The sequence below is a fragment of the Staphylococcus sp. 11262D007BW genome (assembly GCF_053547815.1).
Map to the genome: position 1 here is coordinate 114380 of NZ_JBPWPJ010000001.1, position 22438 is coordinate 136817.

Sequence of the window (22438 nt, forward strand, 5' to 3'; positions counted from 1 at the left end):
GAGGTGTTTGCATGGCTAAGAAAAAAGTGATTTTTGAATGTACTGCGTGTGGTTATCAGTCGCCTAAATGGATGGGTAAATGTCCTAATTGCGGTGCGTGGAATACATTAGAAGAATCAATTATGCAAAAACAAGCGCAACCGAAACATGGTGTGCGTGCAGATAAACAAGACTTGTCTAAAGTACAAAAATTGAGTGAGGTTAAACAAGAACAATCACCTCGTATTTTGACAAATAGTAAGGAATTTAATCGTGTGTTAGGTGGCGGTATTGTTGAAGGCTCACTAATACTTATCGGTGGGGACCCTGGTATAGGGAAGTCTACATTGCTATTACAAATGTGTGCAGCTTTATCACAACAACAAAAAGTACTCTATATCACAGGGGAAGAGTCTTTAAATCAAACAAAATTACGTGCGGATCGATTGGAAGAAGATGCGAGCCAATTAAACGTGTTTGCTGAAACAGACTTAGAAATTATTCATGAAGCAGTGAAAAAGATAGATCCAGATTTAATTGTTGTAGATTCCATTCAAACGATTTATCATCCAGAGATTAGTTCAGCACCAGGATCTGTTTCACAAGTACGAGAAAGTACGCAAAGTTTGATGCATATTGCTAAACAGATGAATATTGCTACGTTTATCGTTGGTCATGTGACGAAAGAAGGCCAAATTGCAGGTCCAAGATTACTAGAACATATGGTGGACACTGTGCTTTATTTTGAAGGGGACGAACATCACGCGTATCGTATATTACGCGCCGTCAAAAACCGTTTTGGCTCAACTAATGAAATGGGTATCTTTGAAATGAAGCAAACAGGATTAAAGAGTGCGTTAAATCCATCTGAAATGTTTTTAGAAGAACGTTCTACTAATGTGCCAGGATCGACAATTGTGGCAACGATGGAAGGTACACGTCCTTTATTAATAGAGGTCCAAGCATTAGTTACGCCAACTACATTTAACAATCCGAGACGTATGGCGACAGGCATCGATCACAATCGTTTAAGTTTGTTAATGGCTGTCCTTGAGAAAAAAGAAGGCTATTTATTACAACAACAAGATGCTTATATTAAAGTTGCAGGTGGTGTTAAATTAACAGAACCTGCCGTTGATTTAAGTGTCATTATTGCCACTGCGTCGAGCTTTAAAGATAAAGCGGTGGCAGGTTTAGATTGTTATATTGGTGAAGTTGGTTTAACAGGTGAAGTGCGTCGTGTGTCTCGTATTGAACAACGTGTGCAAGAAGCGGCTAAGTTAGGATTTAAGCGTGTGATCATACCTAAAACGAATATCGGAGGCTGGACTTATCCGGAAGGCCTAGAAATTATTGGTGTAACGTCTGTGAACGAAGCACTGAAACACGCATTTAAGTCTATGTAAAGGCGTGATACTATGAGAGTGATTAAACTACTTGTCGTAATTTCTTTTATATCGGTGGGCAGTGTGCTCGGTGTATTAATTTTGCCTGAAATTTTAAAGGATTTTAATGTGACGCATCCTTCTATTTTAGAGAATGGTTATATCGCTGCAGGAATAGGCATTGCGGTGCTTTTCTTAGTGTTAGGCTGGACCATTCCCAAATTAGTGTTAAGTATTAAAGATTTAGAACAAATTGTTTTTAGTTATAGCGCACTAGAAATTATGTTTGCGACGATTGGCTTACTGATGGGTTTGCTGATTTCTGTGATGATTTCATTTATTATCGGATTACTTAGCAGTGGTTTATTAAGTAAGATTATTCCCATCATACTTACGCTACTCCTTGGCTATTTAGGTTTTCAATTTGGTTTGAAAAAAAGAGATGAATTACTCATGTTCTTACCTGAAAACATGGCGCGTTCTGTTTCTAAAAGTGCTAGAAATGCAGTACCGAAACTGCTTGATACGAGTGCTATTATTGATGGGCGCATACTAAATATCCTTAAAATTGGGTTTATTGATGGTGAATTATTAATTCCTCAAGGCGTCATTAATGAGTTACAAGTGGTAGCTGATTCGACCGATAGTATTAAACGAGATAAGGGACGTCGAGGGTTAGAGATTTTAAACGAAATTCATAAAACGCCGCATCCCTCTCGCATTATCCACCCGCAAAAAGGGTATGGTGAGATTGATGAATTATTAGTGAAACTAGCTCAGCATTATCATGCTCATGTTATTACAACGGATTATAATTTAAACAAAGTATGTGATATTCATGGCGTTAAGGTATTAAATGTGAATGAATTATCGAATACAGTACGTTCGACCATGCGTCAAGGAGAGCAATTTGAATTATTAATTACTAAGGTCGGTAAAGAACCGGGCCAAGGTGTTGGCTATTTCGACGATGGCACAATGGTAGTCGTTGATCATGCTCGAAATGACATCAACAAATTGTTGTCTTTAGAAGTTGTCAGTGTACTTCAAAATACAGCAGGTCGTATTATTTTTGCTAAAAAGGTGGAGCAGTAGATGGAAACATATCATGTTATTATCCCAGCAGCAGGTAAAGGCACTCGAATGGGTCGTGATTATAATAAATTACGTATCACGTTAAATCATCAAACACTTTTAGAGCATACATTAGATGTGTTTGAAGCGGATGAAGCGTGTGAAGGGATTTACCTTGCGATCCACCCAAGAGATCGCAAAGATTTTGAAGACATGTTAAAGCCGTATCAAAAAGTAAAAGCAATGGTAGATGGTGGCGCAGAACGTCAAGAAAGTATCCATCGCGTTTTACGAGCAGTCTCGCTCAATGATGAGGACACTGTCATCGTACATGATGGGGCACGTCCTTTTATTTCACAGGCGACAATCCATCGTTTATTGGATGCGATTAAAGATGTTGGTGCCGCCGTCATTGGGGTTAAAGCCAAAGATACAATTAAGGTTGTGACAGACCAATATGTCACACAAACATTAAATCGTGATCATTTATGGCAAGTGCAAACACCACAAGGTGCCACATTTAAGAATTTAAAAACAGCTTATGATCAAGCTTCTGAAGAAGGATTCATAGGTACGGATGATGCCTCTTTACTGGAAAATGCAGGTCATGCTATTTATATGGTAGAAGGGGAATACGATAATATTAAAGTAACAACAGAAGAAGATTTAACTTATGCTGAAGCAATATTAAAGAAAAGGGGAGAAGCGTAAGATGTTTAGAGTTGGATTAGGTTATGATGTGCACGTATTAGATGAAAGTCGTCCTTTAATAATTGGGGGACTTGAAATACCTCATACACATGGTTTAAAGGGGCATAGTGATGCTGATGTATTGTTACATGCTATTACTGATGCAATGCTCGGTGCGTGTGCGTTGGGAGATATTGGAAAGCTCTTCCCAGACACTGATGCACAGTTTAAAGATGCAGACTCAAAGCACCTATTAAAAGAAGCTTACAAAGCGGTACAAGCAGAAGGGTATATCATTAATAACGTTGATGCGACGATTATTGCTGAAAAACCTAAATTTAGACCCCATATCGATCAAATGAGAACAATAATTGCAGAATTATTTGATGTTGATATTCAACAAGTTAATGTGAAAGCTACGACTAGTGAAAAAGTTGGTTTTGTCGGTCGAGAAGAAGGGATTGCTGCTCAAGCGATTGTTTCCCTAGTTGGTCAACAATAAAGTTAACGAGTAAGTATTCGTACTTTTTATTGCAATGTGAATCAAAAATTCTACACCTTTTCACCTTGTGCATAAGGTGTGTTGACATGCTATAATGAATTAATTGAAACTATAACAGGAGTGAACGAAATGAGTAATCGAGTTAGAGTGAGATATGCACCAAGTCCAACAGGTTATTTGCATATTGGTAATGCGCGTACAGCATTATTTAATTATTTATTTGCAAAACATTATGATGGAGACTTTATCATTCGTATTGAAGATACAGATACAAAACGAAATTTAGAAGATGGTGAATTATCTCAGTTTGAAAACTTAAAATGGTTAGGTTTAGACTGGGATGAATCAGTAGATAATGACAAAGGATATGGTCCATATCGCCAATCTGAACGAGGTCACATTTATCAACCATTAATCGAACAATTACTTGCAGAAGACAAAGCATATAAATGTTATATGACTGAAGAAGAATTAGAAGAAGAACGTCAAGAACAACTTGCAAGAGGCGAAATGCCAAGATACGGTGGCAAACATGCCCATTTAACGGAAGAAGAACGTGAACAATTTGAAAAAGAAGGACGTAAACCATCTATTCGTTTCCGTGTACCACAAAATAAAACATATCAATTTAACGATATGGTTAAAGGTGACGTATCTTTTGATTCAGATAACTTTGGTGACTGGGTTATTGTGAAAAAAGATGGTATTCCAACTTATAACTTTGCTGTCGCAATAGATGATCACTACATGGAGATTACTGATGTTATTCGTGGTGATGACCATATTTCAAATACGCCAAAACAATTAATGATTTATGAAACATTTGGATGGGAACCACCTCGTTTTGCTCACATGACTTTAATTGTTAACGAACAACGTAAGAAATTAAGTAAACGTGATGGTCAAATTCTACAATTCATCGAACAGTATCGCGATTTAGGTTACTTACCAGAAGCGCTATTTAACTTTATCGCTTTACTTGGTTGGTCTCCAGAAGGTGAAGAAGAAATCTTCAGTAAAGAAGAATTTATTGATATCTTCACTGAAAAACGTTTATCAAAATCTCCAGCTTTCTTTGATAAACAAAAATTAGAATGGATTAACAACCAATATATGAAAGAAAAAGATTCAGAAACAGTTTTCGAAATGACACTGCCACACATGATTAAAGCAGGACTATTACCTGAATCACCATCTGAAGAAGATTTAGATTGGGGTCGTAAACTCGTATCTCTTTATCAAGATCAAATGAGTTATGCTGGCGAAATTGTGCCATTATCTGAACTATTCTTCCGTGATGAAAAAGAACTTGATGAAGCCTCAAAAGAAGTATTAGCAGGCGAACAAGTTCCTGAATTAATGCACAGCTTATACGGTAAATTAGAAGCTTTAGAACCGTTTGAAGCAGCGGACATTAAAAAAACAATCAAATCTGTTCAAAAAGAAACTGGCATTAAAGGTAAACAATTATTTATGCCAATTCGAGTAGCAGTGACAGGTCAAATGCATGGCCCTGAATTACCAGATACAATGGAAGTTTTAGGTAAAGAAAAAGTACTTAACCGCCTTCAAAAACAGCTATAAGTTATGTTTGAATAATTTAGCTTGATATCTTTATTGAAATCAACTACTATGAAATTGTAATTTGAATAAAGGATTAGTAAACAAACCGCGTGTTTCAGAGAGTGTACGGTTGCTGTGAGTACATCACAACGTTTGTTGAATGCACCTTTATAGTCATAACTGAATGATTAAAAGAGTGAGTCGTACCGTTTAAATATCACGTTAAACGGATATGAACTAATTGAGAGTGGAACCGTGCTATAAGCACCTCTGACAGTAATGTTGGAGGTGCTTTTTTTAAAAGGGGGAAATACAAGTGTTAAGACGAATAATGGATGATGTCAACATGGTTTTTGAACAGGACCCAGCAGCTCGTTCAACGTTTGAGGTCATTACAACTTATGCTGGTTTACATGCTGTATGGAGTCATCTTATCGCACATCGTTTATACAATAAAAAAAGATATACATTAGCTCGAATCATCTCACAGGTATCACGCTTTTTTACAGGGATTGAAATTCATCCAGGTGCTAAAATAGGCAGACGTCTTTTTATTGACCATGGGATGGGCGTTGTAATTGGTGAAACATGTACGATTGGAGATAACGTTACAATTTACCAAGGTGTGACGCTTGGAGGTACAGGAAAAGAAAAAGGAAAACGTCACCCTGATATTGGAGATAATGTATTAATTGCTGCAGGATCAAAGGTGTTAGGTAACATTAAAGTGGACTCTAACGTTAATATTGGTGCAAACTCTGTAGTGTTAAGAAATGTGCCAAGCTATACGACTGTCGTAGGTATTCCAGGACGCATTGTTAAACAAGATGGTAAGAGAATTGGTAAAACATTCGATCATCTTAATTTACCAGACCCAATTTATGAGCAAATTAAGCAACTTGAAAAACAACTTGAACAAACTAAAAATGGAGAGATCAAAGATGATTACATTATATAATACGCTGACACGACAAAAAGAACCTTTTCGACCGATTGAAGAAGGTAAAGTTAAAATGTATGTCTGTGGACCAACAGTATATAACTATATCCATATTGGTAATGCACGCCCGGCTATTAATTATGATGTCGTACGTCGTTATCTTGAATATAAAGGATATGAAGTCAACTATGTTTCAAATTTCACAGATGTCGATGATAAATTAATTAAACGCTCTAAAGAATTAAATGAAAGCGTACCGTCCATTGCTGAACGTTATATTAAAGCCTTTTATGAAGATACAGGGGCATTAAATGTTAAAAAAGCGACATCAAATCCACGTGTGATGGATCATATGGATGATATTATTGATTTTATTAAACAATTAGTAGATGAAGGTTATGCTTATGAAAGCGGCGGCGATGTTTATTTTAAAACACGTCAATTTGAAGGCTATGGTAAGTTAAGTCATCAGTCTATAGATGACTTAAAAGTAGGTGCACGTATTGAACAAGGTGAACAAAAAGAAGACGCACTTGATTTTACGTTATGGAAAAAAGCTAAGCCTGGAGAAATCAGTTGGGATAGTCCATTTGGTAAAGGACGCCCAGGTTGGCACATCGAATGTTCAGTTATGGCTTTTGAGAAGTTAGGGGCGACAATTGATATTCATGCAGGCGGTAGTGATTTACAATTTCCACACCACGAAAATGAGATTGCGCAATCAGAAGCGCACAATCATGCGCCATTTGCGAATTACTGGATGCATAACGGTTTCATTAATATCGATAATGAAAAAATGAGTAAGTCATTAGGAAACTTTATTTTAGTACACGACATTATTAAAGAAATTGATCCAGATGTTTTACGCTTTTTCATGATTAGTGTCCATTATCGTAGTCCAATCAATTACAATCTTGAACTTGTAGAAGCGGCCAAGAGAGGTTTAGAACGCATTCGAAATAGTTATCAAGCGCTAGTTGCGAGAGAAAAAGTAGCAATGGACTTAGATAATGATGAAGTTTACATCAAGGACATCAACCAGATTTTAGACCAATTTGAAACGGTAATGGATGATGATTTTAATACGGCGAATGCGATTACAGCATGGTATGATTTAGCTAAATTAGCCAATAAATACTTATTAGAAACACATACGTCAACAACGGTTATTGAGCGATTTAAAGAAGTGTTTGCGATCTTTAGTGACGTATTAGGTGTCCCACTTGAAGGTAAGGCGTCTGAGGAATTATTAGATGAAGAGGTAGAAGCGTTAATTGAAGAAAGAAATCAAGCGCGCAAAGAAAAGAACTTTGAACGGGCTGATGAGATAAGAGATCAATTAAAAGAGCAAAATATTATATTAGAAGACACACCTCAAGGCGTGAGATTTAAACGTGGCTAATGCATTGAATGTTAAACTATTAAACCCTCTCACTTTAGCTTATATGGGTGACGCAGTACTCGATCAGTATGTCAGACAACACATCATTTTGAAACTAAGAAGTAAACCGAATCGTCTACATCAACAAGCCAAACGATTTGTGTCTGCTAAAAGCCAAGCGCGTACTTTAGAACAGTTACTTGATCAACAATGGTTTACAGAAGAAGAGTTAACTATTGTAAAACGAGGTCGCAATGCTAAAAGTTATACGAAAGCTAAAAATACAGATGTCCAAACATATCGAAAAAGTTCTGGGCTTGAGGCCATCATAGGGTATTTATATTTAGAAGGAAACCAAACGCGATTAAATACCTTATTAGACTTAATTATAAAATATGTAGAAGAAAGTAGTTGAGAGCAATGGAATCAGAAGTAATTGTTGGACGTCATGCGGTAAAAGAGGCGATGGCTAGCAAACATGTCATCAACAAGCTACTCATTCAAGAAGGGATAAAAAAGCAACAAATTGAAGATATTTTAAAAAAAGCTAAATCTTTAAAACTTGTCGTCCAAACGGTGCCAAAATCAAAATTGGATGCTATTTCCCAATCACCACATCAAGGGATTGCAGCGTATATTGCGCCTTATGAATATAAGCCATTACAAACATTTTTAGACGAAGAAGACCAAAAAAATGAATTATCAACGGTTTTAATCCTAGATGGTTTAGAAGATCCGCATAATTTAGGGTCAATTTTAAGAACTGCAGATGCAACAGGTGTGAGTGGCATTATTATTCCTAAACGTCGTTCTGTAGCTTTAACACAAGTCGTAGCTAAAGCTTCTACGGGAGCTATTCAACATGTTCCGGTCATTCGAGTAACGAACTTATCTCAAACGATTGATACCTTAAAAGATAAAGGGTACTGGGTGGCAGGTACAGAAGCGAACAATGCAACGGATTATAGACACATGCAAGTAGATATGCCACTTGCAATTGTGATTGGCAGTGAAGGGCAAGGTATGAGTCGACGTGTTAAAGAGAAGTGTGATTTTTATATTAAAATTCCAATGGTCGGTCATGTAAATAGTTTAAATGCGTCCGTTGCAGCGAGTTTAATGATGTATGAAGTGTTACGTAAAAGACAACCTATTGGTGGTGACGACTAAATTATGAAAGATTATTATGTCATTATTGATGGATATAATATGATTGGTCAGTCGGATGAGCTAAGTCGTGTAGCTAAAGATAATTTAGAAGAAGCGAGAGAACAGCTGCTTATTGAAATAGCGAATTACAACGCATTGGTAAAAGGTAAAATTATTTGCGTGTTTGATGCCTATGAACAAGAATCACCCCAATCAGAAACCGTTTATCACGGCGTGCATGTCGTGTTCACTAAAGAGAACGAAACGGCTGATAGTTATATCGAACGATATGTTTATAACATTTACAACAAACATACGACGCATATTACAGTGGTAACGAGTGACATGAGTGAGCAACATGCTATTTTTGGTACAGGTGCTTACAGACTTTCTTCTCGAGAAATGTGGCGACATTTAAATGAGAATAAAAACACAGTATCAAAATCAATATCAACCATTGAATCGACTAAACCGAGAACCCGTATTCAACTGCCAGAAGATGTGCTTACGGAATTCGAAAAAATAAGGAGAGGACGTTATCAAGAATGACATTTCCTTGCTCTTGATTTTTCAACGCTTCAACAGATATGATAAGAAAAATTTGTTGAAGGTGAGGAAAGTGGATGACGCAACAGTCCTGTTCAAATTCGGACGATTTTAAACCGAGACGTCGTGATACAGGTGAACAAACAATTCGACATATTGAAGCATTAGCACGAAAAGGGTTAAAGGATTTTAGTGTACTGCAAGAAGACTACGAAGATGTGTTACAAGAAGCAATATGGGTTATTTATCAAAGGCTCTGTTATCATGAATTTCACCATGATATTCCATTAGATCACTATATTAACAAGGCGATTTATCTAAGAAAAATGGATTACCGCCGAAAAAAATTAAAGCGAGCGGCCCAATTAACCAATTATATTAATGAATGTGCAGCAAACTATGAAGGTATGATTCAAAGGAAAAGCGAAAGTTTGCTTAGCCAAATCGAGGCAGACACCATATTGGAATGTATTGAGAAACACATCGATGTATTAAGCGCATTTGAAATACAAGTGTTAAACTATTTAATAGAAGAGTGGGCACCAAATGAAATCGCCCAACATTTAAGTGTGAATCCAAAAAAAGTTTACAACGCGATTTTTCGTTTGCGTAAAAAGTTAAAAACAATCCTACAGTTGGAGAAGGTGTTTGACAACTGAATGTTAACTTATGTATAGTAAATTGGTATTATAGGAATAAGGTGAGTTATATTGAAAAAAGTGCCTTTAATCTGTGAGAAATGTGGAAACCGTAATTATCACATTCCAAAGTCATCACAAAGTAACGAACGATTACAATTAAAAAAATTTTGTACGACTTGTAACACACATACAGTGCATAAAGAATCTAAGTAAATGGAGGGAACACTGCTGTGGCAAAAAAAGAAAATTTCTTCCAAGGTGTTAAATCAGAAATGGAAAAAACAAGCTGGCCTACCGGTCCGGAGCTTGTTAAATATACCACAATTGTAGTATTTACAGTTTTATTCTTTCTAGTCTTTTTCTATGGATTAGATCTTGCAATTGGTCAATTAATCGAAATCATAAAATAGTTTAAGGAGTTGTCGACATGTCTGAAGCGTTAGGTGCTAAACGTTGGTATGCAGTTCATACCTATTCTGGATATGAAAATAAAGTGAAAAAGAATTTAGAAAAACGTGTTGAATCTATGAACATGACTGAGCAAATTTTTAGAGTAGTCATTCCAGAAGAAGAAGAGACACAAGTTAAAGATGGAAAAGCTAAAAAATTAACTAAAAAGACATTTCCAGGTTATGTATTAGTTGAATTAGTCATGACAGATGAATCTTGGTATGTCGTACGTAATACACCAGGTGTAACTGGATTTGTAGGCTCTGCGGGTGCGGGTTCAAAACCAAACCCATTGTTACCTGATGAGGTGAGATTCATTTTAAAACAAATGGGCATGAATGAAAAAACAATTGATGTCGAAGTTGACTTAGGTGAACAAGTACGCATTACATCAGGCCCATTTGCGAACCAAGTCGGAGAAGTTAAAGAAATCGAAGCAGACAAATTTAAATTAACTGTATTAGTCGACATGTTTGGTCGTGAAACGCCTGTAGAAGTGGAATTCGACCAAATCGAAAAACTCTAGTAAATAGAAATAAAATTAAGTGTTGTAATATGACAACAACAGTGTTATAATAACGAGGTCGCGCGTTTATAGCGCTACATTTCGTCACGAAATGTTTAATGAGTGGGAGGGTAAAATTGAACCCTGTGACCACATCACGATATCAAGGAGGTGCACATCGTGGCTAAAAAAGTAGAAAAAGTTGTTAAATTACAAATTCCAGCAGGTAAAGCAAACCCAGCACCACCAGTTGGTCCTGCATTAGGTCAAGCCGGTGTGAACATTATGGCTTTTACAAAGGAATTTAACGCACGTACGCAAGAACAAGCAGGTTTAATTATTCCAGTAGAAATTTATGTATATGAAGATCGTTCATTTACATTTATTACTAAAACACCACCTGCAGCAGTGTTATTGAAAAAAGCAGCTGGTATTGAAAAAGGTTCAGGCGAACCAAACAAAAACAAAGTTGCTAGCGTAACAAAAGATCAAGTACGTGAGATTGCTCAAACAAAAATGCCTGACTTAAATGCAGCTGATGAAGAAGCAGCTATGCGTATCGTTGAAGGTACAGCACGCAGCATGGGTATCACAGTTGAGTAATACACACATTATTTAAGTAACATAACACAATCGTTATTAAATATAATGAAACGAAAACAGTTTGAAGAGGTTGGGACACACAATGTCGAATCGCTTGCTGTTGCTCATTTTTGACGTGAACAATTGACAAGTGGTTGTTCCAGTCTCTCATCATTTTATAATGAGATGAGATAAATCTCATCGCTTTACTGAGCGAGCAAACGGATTTATGTGTAACGCATGAAGAATGCACGCTCTAAATGTGGGAGGACAATCCGATAAAACCACTAAAGGAGGAAAAATAATGGCTAAAAAAGGTAAAAAGTATCAAGAAGCTGCTAGCAAAATTGATCGCCAAACATTCTATTCAGTAGAAGAAGCGATTAAATTAGCTAAAGAAACGTCTATTGCTAACTTCGATGCTTCAGTTGAAGTTGCATTTCGTTTAGGAATCGATACACGTAAAAACGATCAGCAAATTCGCGGAGCAGTTGTATTACCACATGGTACTGGTAAATCACAACGTGTATTAGTATTCGCTAAAGGTGATAAAATTACAGAAGCGGAAGAAGCAGGTGCTGACTATGTTGGCGATGCAGACTACGTAAACAAAATCCAACAAGGTTGGTTTGACTTTGATGTAGTTGTTGCAACACCTGACATGATGGGCGAAGTAGGTAAATTAGGTCGCGTATTAGGACCTAAAGGCTTAATGCCAAACCCTAAAACAGGCACTGTAACTATGGACGTTAAAAAAGCAGTTGAAGAAATCAAAGCAGGTAAAGTAGAATATCGTGCTGAAAAAGCAGGTATTGTACATGCTTCAATTGGTAAAGTATCATTTGATACTGATAAATTAGTAGAAAACTTCAGAGCTTTACAAGATGTATTAACTAAAGCTAAACCATCTTCAGCAAAAGGTACTTACTTCAAATCTGTTGCTGTAACAACAACAATGGGTCCTGGCGTAAAAGTTGATACAACTAACTTTAAACTATAAAAATAATAAAAACGGTTGACTTATTACACGAAAACCGATATATTAAATTTTGTTGAATATTTTACCTAAGACAGTAGGAGTTCAAAATGAACTTAAACGCTTATCCTACCGAGGCTAAATTGACTTGAACGTGAAAACTTTCAAGCACTTTTTGCCGAGGGTAAAAAGTGCTTTTTTATTTAAGTGGTAACTTAAATAGATAAAGCACCCAAAACGATTTATGGAGGTGTCTAAATGTCTAAGATTATTGAAGCGAAAAAGCAACATGTAGATGTCATTGCTGATCAACTTAAAAACTCTATTTCAACAGTATTAGTTGATTATCGTGGTTTAACAGTTGCTGAAGTTACAGAATTACGTAAACAATTACGTGAAGCAGGCGTTGAATATAAAGTTTACAAAAACACTATGTTACGTCGTGCTGCTGAAAAAGCTGGTATCGAAGGATTAGATGAACACTTAACTGGTCCTACAGCTGTAGCATTCACAACTGAAGATGTTGTCGCACCAGCAAAAGTTATCGCTGGTTTCGCTAAAGAGCACGAAGCTCTAGAAGTGAAAACAGGTGTAATGGAAGGCAACTTAATCACTGCTGAAGAAGTTAAAACAGTTGGATCTTTACCTTCACACGACGGTCTTGTATCTATGCTTCTTTCAGTATTACAAGCTCCAATGCGCAACTTTGCTTATGCAGTTAAAGCTGTTGGAGAAGATAAAGAAAACGAAGAAAACGCTGAGTAATTATATACTTTAAAAATTGGAGGAATAAAAAATGGCTAATCAAGAACAAATTATTGAAGCAATTAAAGAAATGTCAGTTTTAGAATTAAACGACTTAGTTAAAGCAATCGAAGAAGAATTTGGTGTAACAGCAGCAGCTCCAGTTGCAGCAGCAGGTGCAGCAGGTGGAGACGCAGCAGAAGAAAAATCTGAATTTGATGTTGAATTAACTTCAGCTGGATCATCAAAAATCAAAGTTGTTAAAGCAGTTAAAGAAGCAACTGGCTTAGGCTTAAAAGATGCTAAAGAATTAGTTGACGGTGCGCCAAGCGTAATCAAAGAAGCTATGCCTAAAGAAGAAGCTGAAAAACTTAAAGAACAATTAGAAGAAGTTGGAGCTTCTGTAGAATTAAAATAAGGTATTGATAAGTGAAAACCCGCTATTTTACGGAATAGCGGGTTTTTGTCTTTATTATACAACTTTTATTTGTCTAAAATTCAAAGTATCGTTTTTGATGTATAACGTTATGATTTTTCACATGAGCACATGGATCGATTAACTGATTATTACTTATCACTTTAAAAACGAATATTATTTAAATGAGGTGTGACATATGAGTCATTATTATGATTCGCATCCGGATGTCGAAACAAATGAAAAAGAAACGAAGTACTATTACAAACACCACCAGCTCAGTTTAACAACCGATGCAGGTGTTTTTTCTAAAGATAAGGTAGATTTTGGTTCAGATTTATTAATCAACACATTTTTAAAAGAACATCCACCAGGTGCCAAAAAAACAATTGTAGACGTAGGGTGTGGATATGGGCCGATTGGTTTAATGCTCGCTAAAGTTGCACCCCATGATGAAGTAACGATGGTAGATGTGAATCATCGTGCTTTAGAATTAACGAAAAAGAATGCTAAAAACAATCACATTTCAAACGTTACCGTTAAAGAAAGTGATGGGTTAACTCATATCGAAGACAATGTTGCTGATTATATTTTAACGAATCCGCCTATTAGAGCTGGTAAAAAAATTGTACATCAGATTTTTGAAGATGCGTATGAAAAGTTAAAAGATAATGGTGTACTTTATGTGGTTATTCAGAAAAAACAAGGTATGCCCTCAGCCAAAAAGAAGATGAGTGAAGTTTTTGGAAATGTAGCGTCCATTGTAAATCAAAAGGGTTATCATATATTAAAAAGTGTAAAATCTTGATTTTATAGTTGGACTGTGATAAAGTATTAAGATGAAAAAATTATGTTCAATAAGTGTGTACTTTTACGGTTAAAGTTTCATTGTAACATTTAAAATAGGTTATCAGAATAGAAAATGGTGTCATCGTTTTAATGAGCTACCGTTTTCTTTTTGTCTTGTTGCATGACCTTTAATGGTGAGTACGACACAATTTTTGAGGGGTGAATCTGTTTGGCAGGTCAATTTGTCCAATATGGAAGACATCGTAAACGTAGAAACTACGCAAGAATCTCAGAAGTTTTAGAGTTACCAAACCTTATAGAGATTCAAACAAAATCATATGACTGGTTTTTAAATGAAGGTCTTTTAGAGATGTTTAGAGATATCTCGCCGATTGAAGACTTCACTGGTAATTTATCATTAGAATTCGTGGATTATCGATTAGGCGAACCAAAATATGACTTAGAAGAATCAAAAAACCGTGATGCAACGTACGCAGCACCTTTACGTGTTAAAGTTCGTTTAATTATTAAAGAAACAGGCGAAGTAAAAGATCAAGAAGTCTTTATGGGTGATTTCCCATTAATGACTGAAACAGGTACTTTCGTAATCAATGGTGCAGAGCGTGTTATTGTATCTCAATTAGTTCGTTCACCATCCGTATACTTCAATGAAAAATTAGATAAAAATGGCCGTGTCAATTATGATGCGACTGTGATTCCTAACCGTGGTGCTTGGTTAGAGTATGAAACAGATGCCAAAGATGTAGTTTATGTACGTATTGATCGCACAAGAAAGTTACCACTAACTGTGTTATTACGTGCATTAGGTTATTCTACAGATCAAGAAATCATTGAATTAATCGGTGACAATGAGTATTTACGTAATACTTTAGAAAAAGATAACACTGAAAATACAGAACAAGCTTTATTAGAAATTTATGAACGTTTACGTCCAGGTGAACCACCTACAGTAGAAAATGCAAAAAGCTTATTATACTCACGTTTCTTTGATCCAAAACGCTATGATTTAGCAAGCGTGGGTCGTTATAAAGCAAACAAAAAATTACACTTAAAGCATCGTTTATTCAATCAAAAATTAGCTGAACCAATCGTGAACACTGAAACAGGTGAAATTGTAGCTGAAGAAGGTACTGTACTAGATCGTCGTAAATTAGATGAAATTATGGACGTTCTTGAAACAAATGCGAATGCTGAAGTATATGAACTTCCAAATAGCATTGTAGATGAACCAGTTGAAGTTCAATCTATCAAAGTATACGTACCAAACGATGAAGAAGGCCGTACAACGACTGTAATTGGTAATGCTTTCCCAGATGCAGCGGTAAAATGTATCACACCAGCTGATATCGTTGCTTCAATGTCTTATTTCTTTAACTTATTACATGGTATTGGTTATACAGATGACATTGACCATCTCGGAAACCGTCGTTTACGTTCAGTAGGGGAATTATTACAAAACCAATTCCGTATTGGTTTATCAAGAATGGAACGTGTTGTTCGTGAGAGAATGTCTATTCAAGATACAGATTCTATCACACCACAACAATTAATTAATATTCGCCCTGTAATCGCATCAATTAAAGAGTTCTTTGGTAGTTCTCAATTATCACAATTCATGGACCAAGCCAACCCACTTGCAGAGTTAACACATAAACGACGCTTATCTGCATTAGGACCTGGTGGTTTAACAAGAGAACGTGCCCAAATGGAAGTACGTGACGTGCACTATTCTCACTATGGTCGTATGTGTCCAATTGAAACACCAGAGGGACCAAACATCGGTTTAATCAACTCATTATCAAGTTACGCGCGTGTGAATGAATTTGGTTTTATCGAAACACCATATCGTAAAGTAGATATTGCATCTAACAAAATTACAGACCAAATTGACTACTTAACAGCTGATGAAGAAGATAGCTATGTAGTCGCACAAGCGAATGCGCGTTTAGATGAAGAAGGTCGCTTCTTAGATGATGAAGTTGTTTGTCGTTTCCGTGGTAACAATACGACAATGGCTAAAGAAAAAATGGATTACATGGATGTTTCACCTAAACAAGTTGTATCAGCTGCGACAGCATGTATTCCGTTCTTAGAAAACGACGACTCAAACCGTGCATTAATGGGTGCGAACATGCAACGTCAAGCGGTACCTTTATTAAACCCAGAATCACCATTTGTTGGTACTGGAATGGAACACGTTGCTGCACGTGACTCTGGTGCTGCTATTATTTGTAAGCATAGAGGTCGTGTTGAACATGTTCAATCTAGCGAAGTTTTAGTGAGACGATTAATTGAAGAAAATGGTCAAGAGGTTGAAGGTGAATTAGACCGTTATCCATTGGCTAAATTCAAACGTTCAAACTCAGGAACTTGTTATAACCAACGCCCTATCATTGCTGCTGGAGATGTCGTAGAAAAAGGCGAAATTCTTGCAGATGGACCATCTATGGAATTAGGAGAAATGGCATTAGGACGTAATGTTGTAGTTGGTTTCATGACATGGGATGGTTATAACTACGAAGATGCTGTAATCATGAGTGAGCGTCTTGTTAAAGATGACGTTTATACTTCTATTCACATTGAAGAATATGAATCTGAAGCACGTGATACAAAATTAGGACCTGAAGAAATTACGCGAGACATTCCTAACGTTTCAGAAAGTGCTCTGAAAAACTTAGATGATCGTGGTATCGTTTATGTAGGTGCCGAAGTTAAAGATGGAGACATTTTAGTTGGTAAAGTGACGCCAAAAGGTGTAACTGAATTAACAGCTGAAGAACGTCTACTTCATGCAATCTTCGGTGAAAAAGCACGTGAAGTACGTGATACGTCATTACGTGTACCACATGGCGCTGGCGGTATTGTACTAGATGTCAAAGTATTCAACCGTGAAGAGGGCGATGATTCATTATCTCCAGGTGTTAACCAATTAGTACGTGTTTATATCGTTCAAAAACGTAAAATTCACGTTGGGGATAAGATGTGTGGTCGTCACGGTAACAAAGGTGTTATTTCTAAGATTGTACCTGAAGAAGATATGCCTTATTTACCAGATGGTCGTCCTATCGACATCATGTTAAACCCTCTTGGTGTACCATCTCGTATGAATATCGGACAAGTATTAGAGTTACATTTAGGTATGGCTGCTAAAAACTTAGGTATTCACGTTGCGTCACCAGTATTTGATGGTGCCAATGACGATGACGTATGGTCAACAATTGAAGAAGCAGGCATGGCACGTGATGGTAAAACGGTATTATATGATGGACGTACAGGTGAACCATTTGATAACCGTATTTCTGTCGGTGTTATGTACATGCTTAAATTAGCACACATGGTTGACGACAAATTACACGCGCGTTCAACTGGACCATATTCATTAGTTACGCAACAACCACTTGGTGGTAAAGCACAATTTGGTGGTCAAAGATTTGGTGAGATGGAGGTATGGGCACTAGAAGCGTATGGTGCTGCATACACATTACAAGAAATTTTAACTTACAAATCTGATGACACTGTTGGACGTGTTAAAACTTATGAAGCCATCGTTAAAGGTGAAAACATCACAAGACCAAGTGTACCGGAATCATTCCGCGTATTAATGAAAGAGTTACAAAGTTTAGGTCTTGATGTCAAAGTGATGGATGAAAACGACAACGAAATTGAAATGCGAGATTTAAGTGACGATGATGTCCCTGATCGCAAATTAAATGTTCAACAATCAAGCGTTCCAGAATCTCAAAAAGAGACAAATGAATAAGCCATTTTCTAATTAAGGCATTTGAAGATGGGATGAAATGGGGCAATTAGTATTTTTATTTCAAATTAACGTTGAATAAAAAGGACGCTGCCCCCATCCCTTATAAAGTGTTAAAGATCAAACGTATTTTTTCTTAAATGATTTTTGATATCGTAATCAATCAATAGCTCAGCTAATTTAAACTAAAGGAGGTAGGCTCCTTGATTGATGTAAATAAATTCCATTATATGAAAATAGGACTCGCTTCACCTGAAAAAATCCGTTCATGGTCATATGGTGAGGTTAAAAAGCCTGAAACAATTAACTATAGAACTTTGAAACCAGAAAAAGATGGTCTTTTCTGTGAAAGAATTTTTGGACCTACAAAAGATTGGGAATGTAGTTGTGGTAAATACAAACGTGTACGTTATAAAGGCATGGTTTGTGACCGTTGTGGTGTAGAAGTCACAAAATCAAAAGTACGTCGTGAAAGAATGGGTCACATTGAGTTAGCGGCTCCAGTTTCACATATTTGGTACTTTAAAGGTATCCCAAGTCGTATGGGATTATTATTAGATATGTCACCACGTGCACTTGAAGAAGTTATTTATTTTGCATCTTATGTAGTGGTTGATCCAGGTCCAACAGGATTAGAGAAAAAATCATTACTTTCTGAAGCAGAATTCCGTGATTATTATGATAAATTCCCAGGCCAATTTACTGCTAAGATGGGTGCAGAAGGTATTAAGGATTTATTAAGTGAAATCAATTTAGATGATGAACTTAAATTCTTACGTGAAGAATTAGAATCAGCTACTGGTCAACGTTTAACAAGAGCAATTAAACGTTTAGAAGTAGTTGAATCATTCCGTAACTCTGGAAACAATCCTGCATGGATGATTTTAGATGTTTTACCAATCATCCCACCTGAAATTCGTCCAATGGTTCAATTAGACGGCGGACGTTTTGCGACAAGTGATTTAAACGATTTATATCGTCGTGTCATCAACCGTAATAATCGTTTGAAACGTTTATTAGATCTTGGTGCGCCTGGTATCATCGTGCAAAACGAAAAACGTATGTTACAAGAAGCTGTTGATGCATTAATCGATAATGGTCGTCGTGGTCGTCCAGTTACTGGCCCAGGTAATCGTCCATTAAAATCATTGTCACATATGTTAAAAGGTAAACAAGGTCGTTTCCGTCAAAACTTATTAGGTAAACGTGTTGACTACTCAGGTCGTTCTGTAATTGCAGTTGGCCCAGGTCTTAAAATGTATCAATGTGGTTTACCAAAAGAAATGGCACTTGAATTATTCAAACCATTTGTGATGAAAGAATTAGTACAACGTGAAATCGCAACAAATATTAAAAATGCGAAAAGTAAAATTGAACGTACAGAAGATGAAGTATGGGATGTTTTAGAAGATGTTATTGTTGAACACCCTGTATTACTTAACCGTGCGCCAACACTACACAGATTAGGTATTCAAGCATTTGAACCTACACTTGTAGAAGGTCGTGCTATTCGTCTACATCCACTTGTTACAACAGCTTATAACGCTGACTTTGATGGGGACCAAATGGCGGTTCACGTACCTCTATCAAAAGAAGCACAAGCAGAAGCGCGTATGTTAATGCTTGCTGCACAAAATATCTTGAACCCTAAAGATGGTAAACCAGTTGTTACGCCATCTCAAGATATGGTATTAGGTAACTATTACCTAACATTAGAGCGCAAAGATGCAGTGAATACAGGTATGATATTCAACGATACAAATGAAGTATTAAAAGCATATGCTAACGGACATGTACATTTACACACACGTATTGGTGTGCATGCATCTTCATTTAATAACCCAACATTTACTGAAGATCAAAACCGTAAGATCTTAACAACATCTGTTGGTAAAATCATCTTTAATGAAATCATTCCAGATTCATTTGCGTACATTAATGAACCTACAAAAACAAATTTAGAGCAAAGTACACCAGATAAGTACTTTGTAGATCCAACTGAGCTTGGTGAAGGTGGCTTAAAAGAGTACTTCGAAAATACTGAACTCGTACCACCATTCAACAAAGGTTTCCTTGGAAAAATCATTGCTGAAGTATTCAATCGCTTTAGTATCACTGAGACGTCTATGATGCTTGACTTAATGAAAGACTTAGGATTTAAGTATTCATCTAAAGCTGGTATTACAGTTGGTGTATCTGACATTGTGGTATTACCAGATAAACAAGACATTTTAGACGAAGCAGAACATCAAGTAGAACGAGTACAAAAACAATTTAATCGTGGTTTATTAACAGAAGAAGAACGTTATAATGCAGTTATTGAAATTTGGACTGGTGCTAAAGACCAAATTCAAGAAGAATTAATGGAATCACTTGAAAAAACAAACCCAATCTTTATGATGAGTGATTCAGGAGCACGTGGTAACGCGTCAAACTTTACACAACTTGCCGGAATGCGTGGTCTGATGGCCGCTCCATCAGGTAAAATCATCGAACTTCCAATCACTTCTTCATTCCGTGAAGGTTTAACAGTATTGGAATACTTCATTTCAACGCATGGTGCGCGTAAAGGTCTTGCCGACACTGCATTGAAGACTGCCGACTCAGGTTATCTGACTCGTCGTCTTGTAGATGTGGCTCAAGACGTTATTGTGCGTGAAGAAGATTGTGGTACAGATCGTGGTTTACTTGTATCTGATATCAAAGAAGGTACAGAAATGATTGAACCATTTATCGAACGTATTGAAGGCCGTTACTCTAAAGAAACAATTCGTCATCCTGAAACAGATAAAGTGATTATTCGTCCAGATGAATTAATTACTGCAGAAATTGCGAAAGAAATTACTGATGCTGGTATCGAAGAAATGTATATTCGCTCAGCATTCACATGTAATACACGCCACGGTGTATGTGAAAAATGTTATGGTAAAAACTTAGCAACTGGTGAAAAAGTTGAAGTAGGTGAAGCAGTAGGTACAATCGCTGCTCAATCTATCGGTGAACCAGGTACACAATTAACAATGCGTACATTCCACACTGGTGGGGTTGCCGGTAGCGACATCACTCAAGGTTTACCACGTATCCAAGAAATCTTTGAAGCACGTAATCCAAAAGGACAAGCGGTTATCACTGAAATTGAAGGTGTCATCGACAATATTACTGTTGGTAAAGATAGACAACAAGAAATCGTTGTTAAGGGTAATAACGAAACACTTTCATATATGGCACCAGGTGCATCACGCTTAAAAGTTGAAATCGGTCAAACGGTTGAACGTGGTGAAGCACTAACAGAAGGTTCAATTGAGCCTAAAAACTACTTGTCAGTTGCAGGTTTAACAGCGACTGAAACTTACTTATTAAAAGAAGTTCAAAAAGTTTATCGTATGCAAGGTGTAGAAATTGACGATAAACACGTCGAAGTTATGGTACGTCAAATGTTACGTAAGGTACGCATTATTGAAGCAGGTGACACTAAATTATTACCTGGTTCATTAGTTGACATTCACAACTTTACAGATGCGAACCGCGAGGCATTTAAAGAACGTAAACGCCCTGCAACAGCTAAACCAGTATTACTTGGTATTACGAAAGCTTCACTTGAGACAGAAAGTTTCTTATCAGCAGCATCCTTCCAAGAAACAACACGTGTACTTACAGACGCTGCAATCAAAGGTAAACGTGATGACTTACTTGGACTTAAAGAAAACGTTATTATTGGTAAGTTAATTCCAGCAGGTACAGGAATGAAACGTTACAGTGAAGTAGAGATTGAAGAAGAAATAGAGCAAGAGTTAAGCGATGAAGTACTCATTGACTAAACTGTTTGCGCATTCTATTGATCTTTAAATCGATGAGGTTGGAACGGAAATAATACTATACTTTTAATGTTCCAGCCTCATCATATATTTTGTTTGTCGATTTTTGATATAACTGTTGACGTATTTTTGAGTCAATGGTAATATAGTAAAGGTTGATGCAAGCAGTACTTTGGAGGATATGTAAATGTCTAATGAAAAAGTCGCACGCTTAACTGAACATGCCTATGTTGTTGGATTAAAGCAAACGTTAAAAGCTTTAAAAAAACAACAAGTGAGTGAATTGATTATCGCAAATGATGTTAACATCCATTTACTCGCACGCGTGTTAAGCTTTGCCAATCAAAATCAGATACCTATTAAATTCTTTACAAGTCAAAAAGCACTTGGAGAACATTTTGGTATAAATGTCAAAGCGACCGTTGTTGCTTTGTTAAAATGAACTTAGTAAGTTTTTGCTTACTAAATTTTATTTACTCTAAAAATGAACCACCTGGATGTGTGGAATTGAAAAAAGAAGAGAGGAGGACATGT

At 36.6% G+C, this 22438-nt stretch carries 22 protein-coding genes and 1 other annotated feature; all 22 genes read left to right on the forward strand.

What is annotated here, in order from left to right; all coding sequences use genetic code 11:
• Window positions 1-11: 11 nt before the first annotated feature.
• Window positions 12-1385, forward strand: coding sequence for a DNA repair protein RadA (gene radA / locus ACEE93_RS00580; RefSeq protein ID WP_449156334.1), 1374 nt, complete (start codon window positions 12-14; stop codon window positions 1383-1385).
• A gap of 12 nt (window positions 1386-1397) precedes the next feature.
• On the forward strand, window positions 1398-2459 hold the full coding sequence (locus tag ACEE93_RS00585) for a PIN domain-containing protein (RefSeq protein ID WP_449156182.1): 1062 nt from the start codon (window positions 1398-1400) through the stop codon (window positions 2457-2459).
• On the forward strand, window positions 2460-3149 hold the full coding sequence (gene ispD, locus ACEE93_RS00590; protein ID WP_449156183.1) for a 2-C-methyl-D-erythritol 4-phosphate cytidylyltransferase: 690 nt from the start codon (window positions 2460-2462) through the stop codon (window positions 3147-3149).
• 1 nt (window position 3150) lies between these two features.
• Window positions 3151-3630, forward strand: a complete 480-nt coding sequence (gene ispF / locus ACEE93_RS00595) for a 2-C-methyl-D-erythritol 2,4-cyclodiphosphate synthase (protein ID WP_449156184.1) — start codon at window positions 3151-3153, stop codon at window positions 3628-3630.
• A gap of 129 nt (window positions 3631-3759) precedes the next feature.
• A complete protein-coding gene (gltX, locus tag ACEE93_RS00600; protein WP_449156185.1) occupies window positions 3760-5214 on the forward strand; it encodes a glutamate--tRNA ligase in 1455 nt (484 codons plus the stop codon).
• Window positions 5215-5524: 310 nt separating this feature from the next.
• Complete coding sequence (cysE, locus tag ACEE93_RS00605; RefSeq protein WP_449156208.1) at window positions 5525-6151, forward strand: serine O-acetyltransferase; 627 nt, start codon at window positions 5525-5527, stop codon at window positions 6149-6151.
• Entirely contained in the window at window positions 6135-7535 is a 1401-nt protein-coding gene (gene cysS, locus ACEE93_RS00610) for a cysteine--tRNA ligase (protein ID WP_449156186.1), read from the forward strand. The genes cysE and cysS overlap by 17 nt, the downstream gene beginning before the upstream one ends.
• 43 nt (window positions 7536-7578) lie before the next feature.
• Entirely contained in the window at window positions 7579-7929 is a 351-nt protein-coding gene (locus ACEE93_RS00615; RefSeq protein WP_449156209.1) for a Mini-ribonuclease 3, read from the forward strand.
• 5 nt (window positions 7930-7934) lie between these two features.
• Window positions 7935-8684, forward strand: a complete 750-nt coding sequence (gene rlmB / locus ACEE93_RS00620) for a 23S rRNA (guanosine(2251)-2'-O)-methyltransferase RlmB (protein WP_449156187.1) — start codon at window positions 7935-7937, stop codon at window positions 8682-8684.
• A 3-nt stretch (window positions 8685-8687) separates the two neighbouring features.
• The gene (locus ACEE93_RS00625) at window positions 8688-9212 is read left to right on the forward strand and encodes an NYN domain-containing protein (protein WP_449156188.1); all 525 of its coding nucleotides are present in this window, start codon (window positions 8688-8690) and stop codon (window positions 9210-9212) included.
• Between the two features lie 74 nt (window positions 9213-9286).
• Window positions 9287-9868 (forward strand): RNA polymerase sigma factor, encoded by a 582-nt coding sequence (locus ACEE93_RS00630; protein ID WP_449156189.1) that lies wholly within the window; start codon window positions 9287-9289, stop codon window positions 9866-9868.
• 51 nt (window positions 9869-9919) lie between these two features.
• Window positions 9920-10063, forward strand: a complete 144-nt coding sequence (rpmG, locus tag ACEE93_RS00635; RefSeq protein WP_449156190.1) for a 50S ribosomal protein L33 — start codon at window positions 9920-9922, stop codon at window positions 10061-10063.
• Between the two features lie 17 nt (window positions 10064-10080).
• Window positions 10081-10260, forward strand: coding sequence for a preprotein translocase subunit SecE (gene secE / locus ACEE93_RS00640; RefSeq protein ID WP_449156191.1), 180 nt, complete (start codon window positions 10081-10083; stop codon window positions 10258-10260).
• Window positions 10261-10277: 17 nt separating this feature from the next.
• Window positions 10278-10826 (forward strand): transcription termination/antitermination protein NusG, encoded by a 549-nt coding sequence (gene nusG, locus ACEE93_RS00645; protein ID WP_449156192.1) that lies wholly within the window; start codon window positions 10278-10280, stop codon window positions 10824-10826.
• Between the two features lie 159 nt (window positions 10827-10985).
• Window positions 10986-11408: a 50S ribosomal protein L11 gene (gene rplK, locus ACEE93_RS00650; protein WP_449156193.1), complete on the forward strand. Its 423-nt coding sequence runs from the start codon at window positions 10986-10988 to the stop codon at window positions 11406-11408.
• 283 nt (window positions 11409-11691) lie between these two features.
• A complete protein-coding gene (gene rplA / locus ACEE93_RS00655) occupies window positions 11692-12387 on the forward strand; it encodes a 50S ribosomal protein L1 (protein WP_449156194.1) in 696 nt (231 codons plus the stop codon).
• Window positions 12388-12433: 46 nt separating this feature from the next.
• Window positions 12434-12573: a sequence feature (ribosomal protein L10 leader region), on the forward strand.
• Between the two features lie 48 nt (window positions 12574-12621).
• The gene (gene rplJ / locus ACEE93_RS00660) at window positions 12622-13128 is read left to right on the forward strand and encodes a 50S ribosomal protein L10 (protein ID WP_449156195.1); all 507 of its coding nucleotides are present in this window, start codon (window positions 12622-12624) and stop codon (window positions 13126-13128) included.
• A 31-nt stretch (window positions 13129-13159) separates the two neighbouring features.
• Window positions 13160-13525, forward strand: coding sequence for a 50S ribosomal protein L7/L12 (gene rplL / locus ACEE93_RS00665; protein ID WP_449156196.1), 366 nt, complete (start codon window positions 13160-13162; stop codon window positions 13523-13525).
• 196 nt (window positions 13526-13721) lie between these two features.
• Window positions 13722-14330: a class I SAM-dependent methyltransferase gene (locus tag ACEE93_RS00670; RefSeq protein ID WP_449156197.1), complete on the forward strand. Its 609-nt coding sequence runs from the start codon at window positions 13722-13724 to the stop codon at window positions 14328-14330.
• A 210-nt stretch (window positions 14331-14540) separates the two neighbouring features.
• Window positions 14541-18092, forward strand: a complete 3552-nt coding sequence (rpoB, locus tag ACEE93_RS00675; protein WP_449156198.1) for a DNA-directed RNA polymerase subunit beta — start codon at window positions 14541-14543, stop codon at window positions 18090-18092.
• A 200-nt stretch (window positions 18093-18292) separates the two neighbouring features.
• Window positions 18293-21907, forward strand: a complete 3615-nt coding sequence (gene rpoC, locus ACEE93_RS00680) for a DNA-directed RNA polymerase subunit beta' (protein ID WP_449156199.1) — start codon at window positions 18293-18295, stop codon at window positions 21905-21907.
• Between the two features lie 184 nt (window positions 21908-22091).
• On the forward strand, window positions 22092-22346 hold the full coding sequence (locus ACEE93_RS00685; protein WP_449156200.1) for a ribosomal L7Ae/L30e/S12e/Gadd45 family protein: 255 nt from the start codon (window positions 22092-22094) through the stop codon (window positions 22344-22346).
• Window positions 22347-22438: the final 92 nt, after the last annotated feature.

What these genes read in the sequence shown, in the direction of transcription:
- radA (WP_449156334.1), top strand. Translation starts at nt 12, where the DNA reads ATGGCTAAGAAAAAAGTGATTTTTGAATGTACTGCGTGTGGTTATCAG.
- ACEE93_RS00585 (WP_449156182.1), top strand. Translation starts at nt 1,398, where the DNA reads ATGAGAGTGATTAAACTACTTGTCGTAATTTCTTTTATATCGGTGGGC.
- ispD (WP_449156183.1), top strand. Translation starts at nt 2,460, where the DNA reads ATGGAAACATATCATGTTATTATCCCAGCAGCAGGTAAAGGCACTCGA.
- ispF (WP_449156184.1), top strand. Translation starts at nt 3,151, where the DNA reads ATGTTTAGAGTTGGATTAGGTTATGATGTGCACGTATTAGATGAAAGT.
- gltX (WP_449156185.1), top strand. Translation starts at nt 3,760, where the DNA reads ATGAGTAATCGAGTTAGAGTGAGATATGCACCAAGTCCAACAGGTTAT.
- cysE (WP_449156208.1), top strand. Translation starts at nt 5,525, where the DNA reads ATGGATGATGTCAACATGGTTTTTGAACAGGACCCAGCAGCTCGTTCA.
- cysS (WP_449156186.1), top strand. Translation starts at nt 6,135, where the DNA reads ATGATTACATTATATAATACGCTGACACGACAAAAAGAACCTTTTCGA.
- ACEE93_RS00615 (WP_449156209.1), top strand. Translation starts at nt 7,579, where the DNA reads ATGGGTGACGCAGTACTCGATCAGTATGTCAGACAACACATCATTTTG.
- rlmB (WP_449156187.1), top strand. Translation starts at nt 7,935, where the DNA reads ATGGAATCAGAAGTAATTGTTGGACGTCATGCGGTAAAAGAGGCGATG.
- ACEE93_RS00625 (WP_449156188.1), top strand. Translation starts at nt 8,688, where the DNA reads ATGAAAGATTATTATGTCATTATTGATGGATATAATATGATTGGTCAG.
- ACEE93_RS00630 (WP_449156189.1), top strand. Translation starts at nt 9,287, where the DNA reads ATGACGCAACAGTCCTGTTCAAATTCGGACGATTTTAAACCGAGACGT.
- nusG (WP_449156192.1), top strand. Translation starts at nt 10,278, where the DNA reads ATGTCTGAAGCGTTAGGTGCTAAACGTTGGTATGCAGTTCATACCTAT.
- rplA (WP_449156194.1), top strand. Translation starts at nt 11,692, where the DNA reads ATGGCTAAAAAAGGTAAAAAGTATCAAGAAGCTGCTAGCAAAATTGAT.
- rplJ (WP_449156195.1), top strand. Translation starts at nt 12,622, where the DNA reads ATGTCTAAGATTATTGAAGCGAAAAAGCAACATGTAGATGTCATTGCT.
- rplL (WP_449156196.1), top strand. Translation starts at nt 13,160, where the DNA reads ATGGCTAATCAAGAACAAATTATTGAAGCAATTAAAGAAATGTCAGTT.
- ACEE93_RS00670 (WP_449156197.1), top strand. Translation starts at nt 13,722, where the DNA reads ATGAGTCATTATTATGATTCGCATCCGGATGTCGAAACAAATGAAAAA.
- ACEE93_RS00685 (WP_449156200.1), top strand. Translation starts at nt 22,092, where the DNA reads ATGTCTAATGAAAAAGTCGCACGCTTAACTGAACATGCCTATGTTGTT.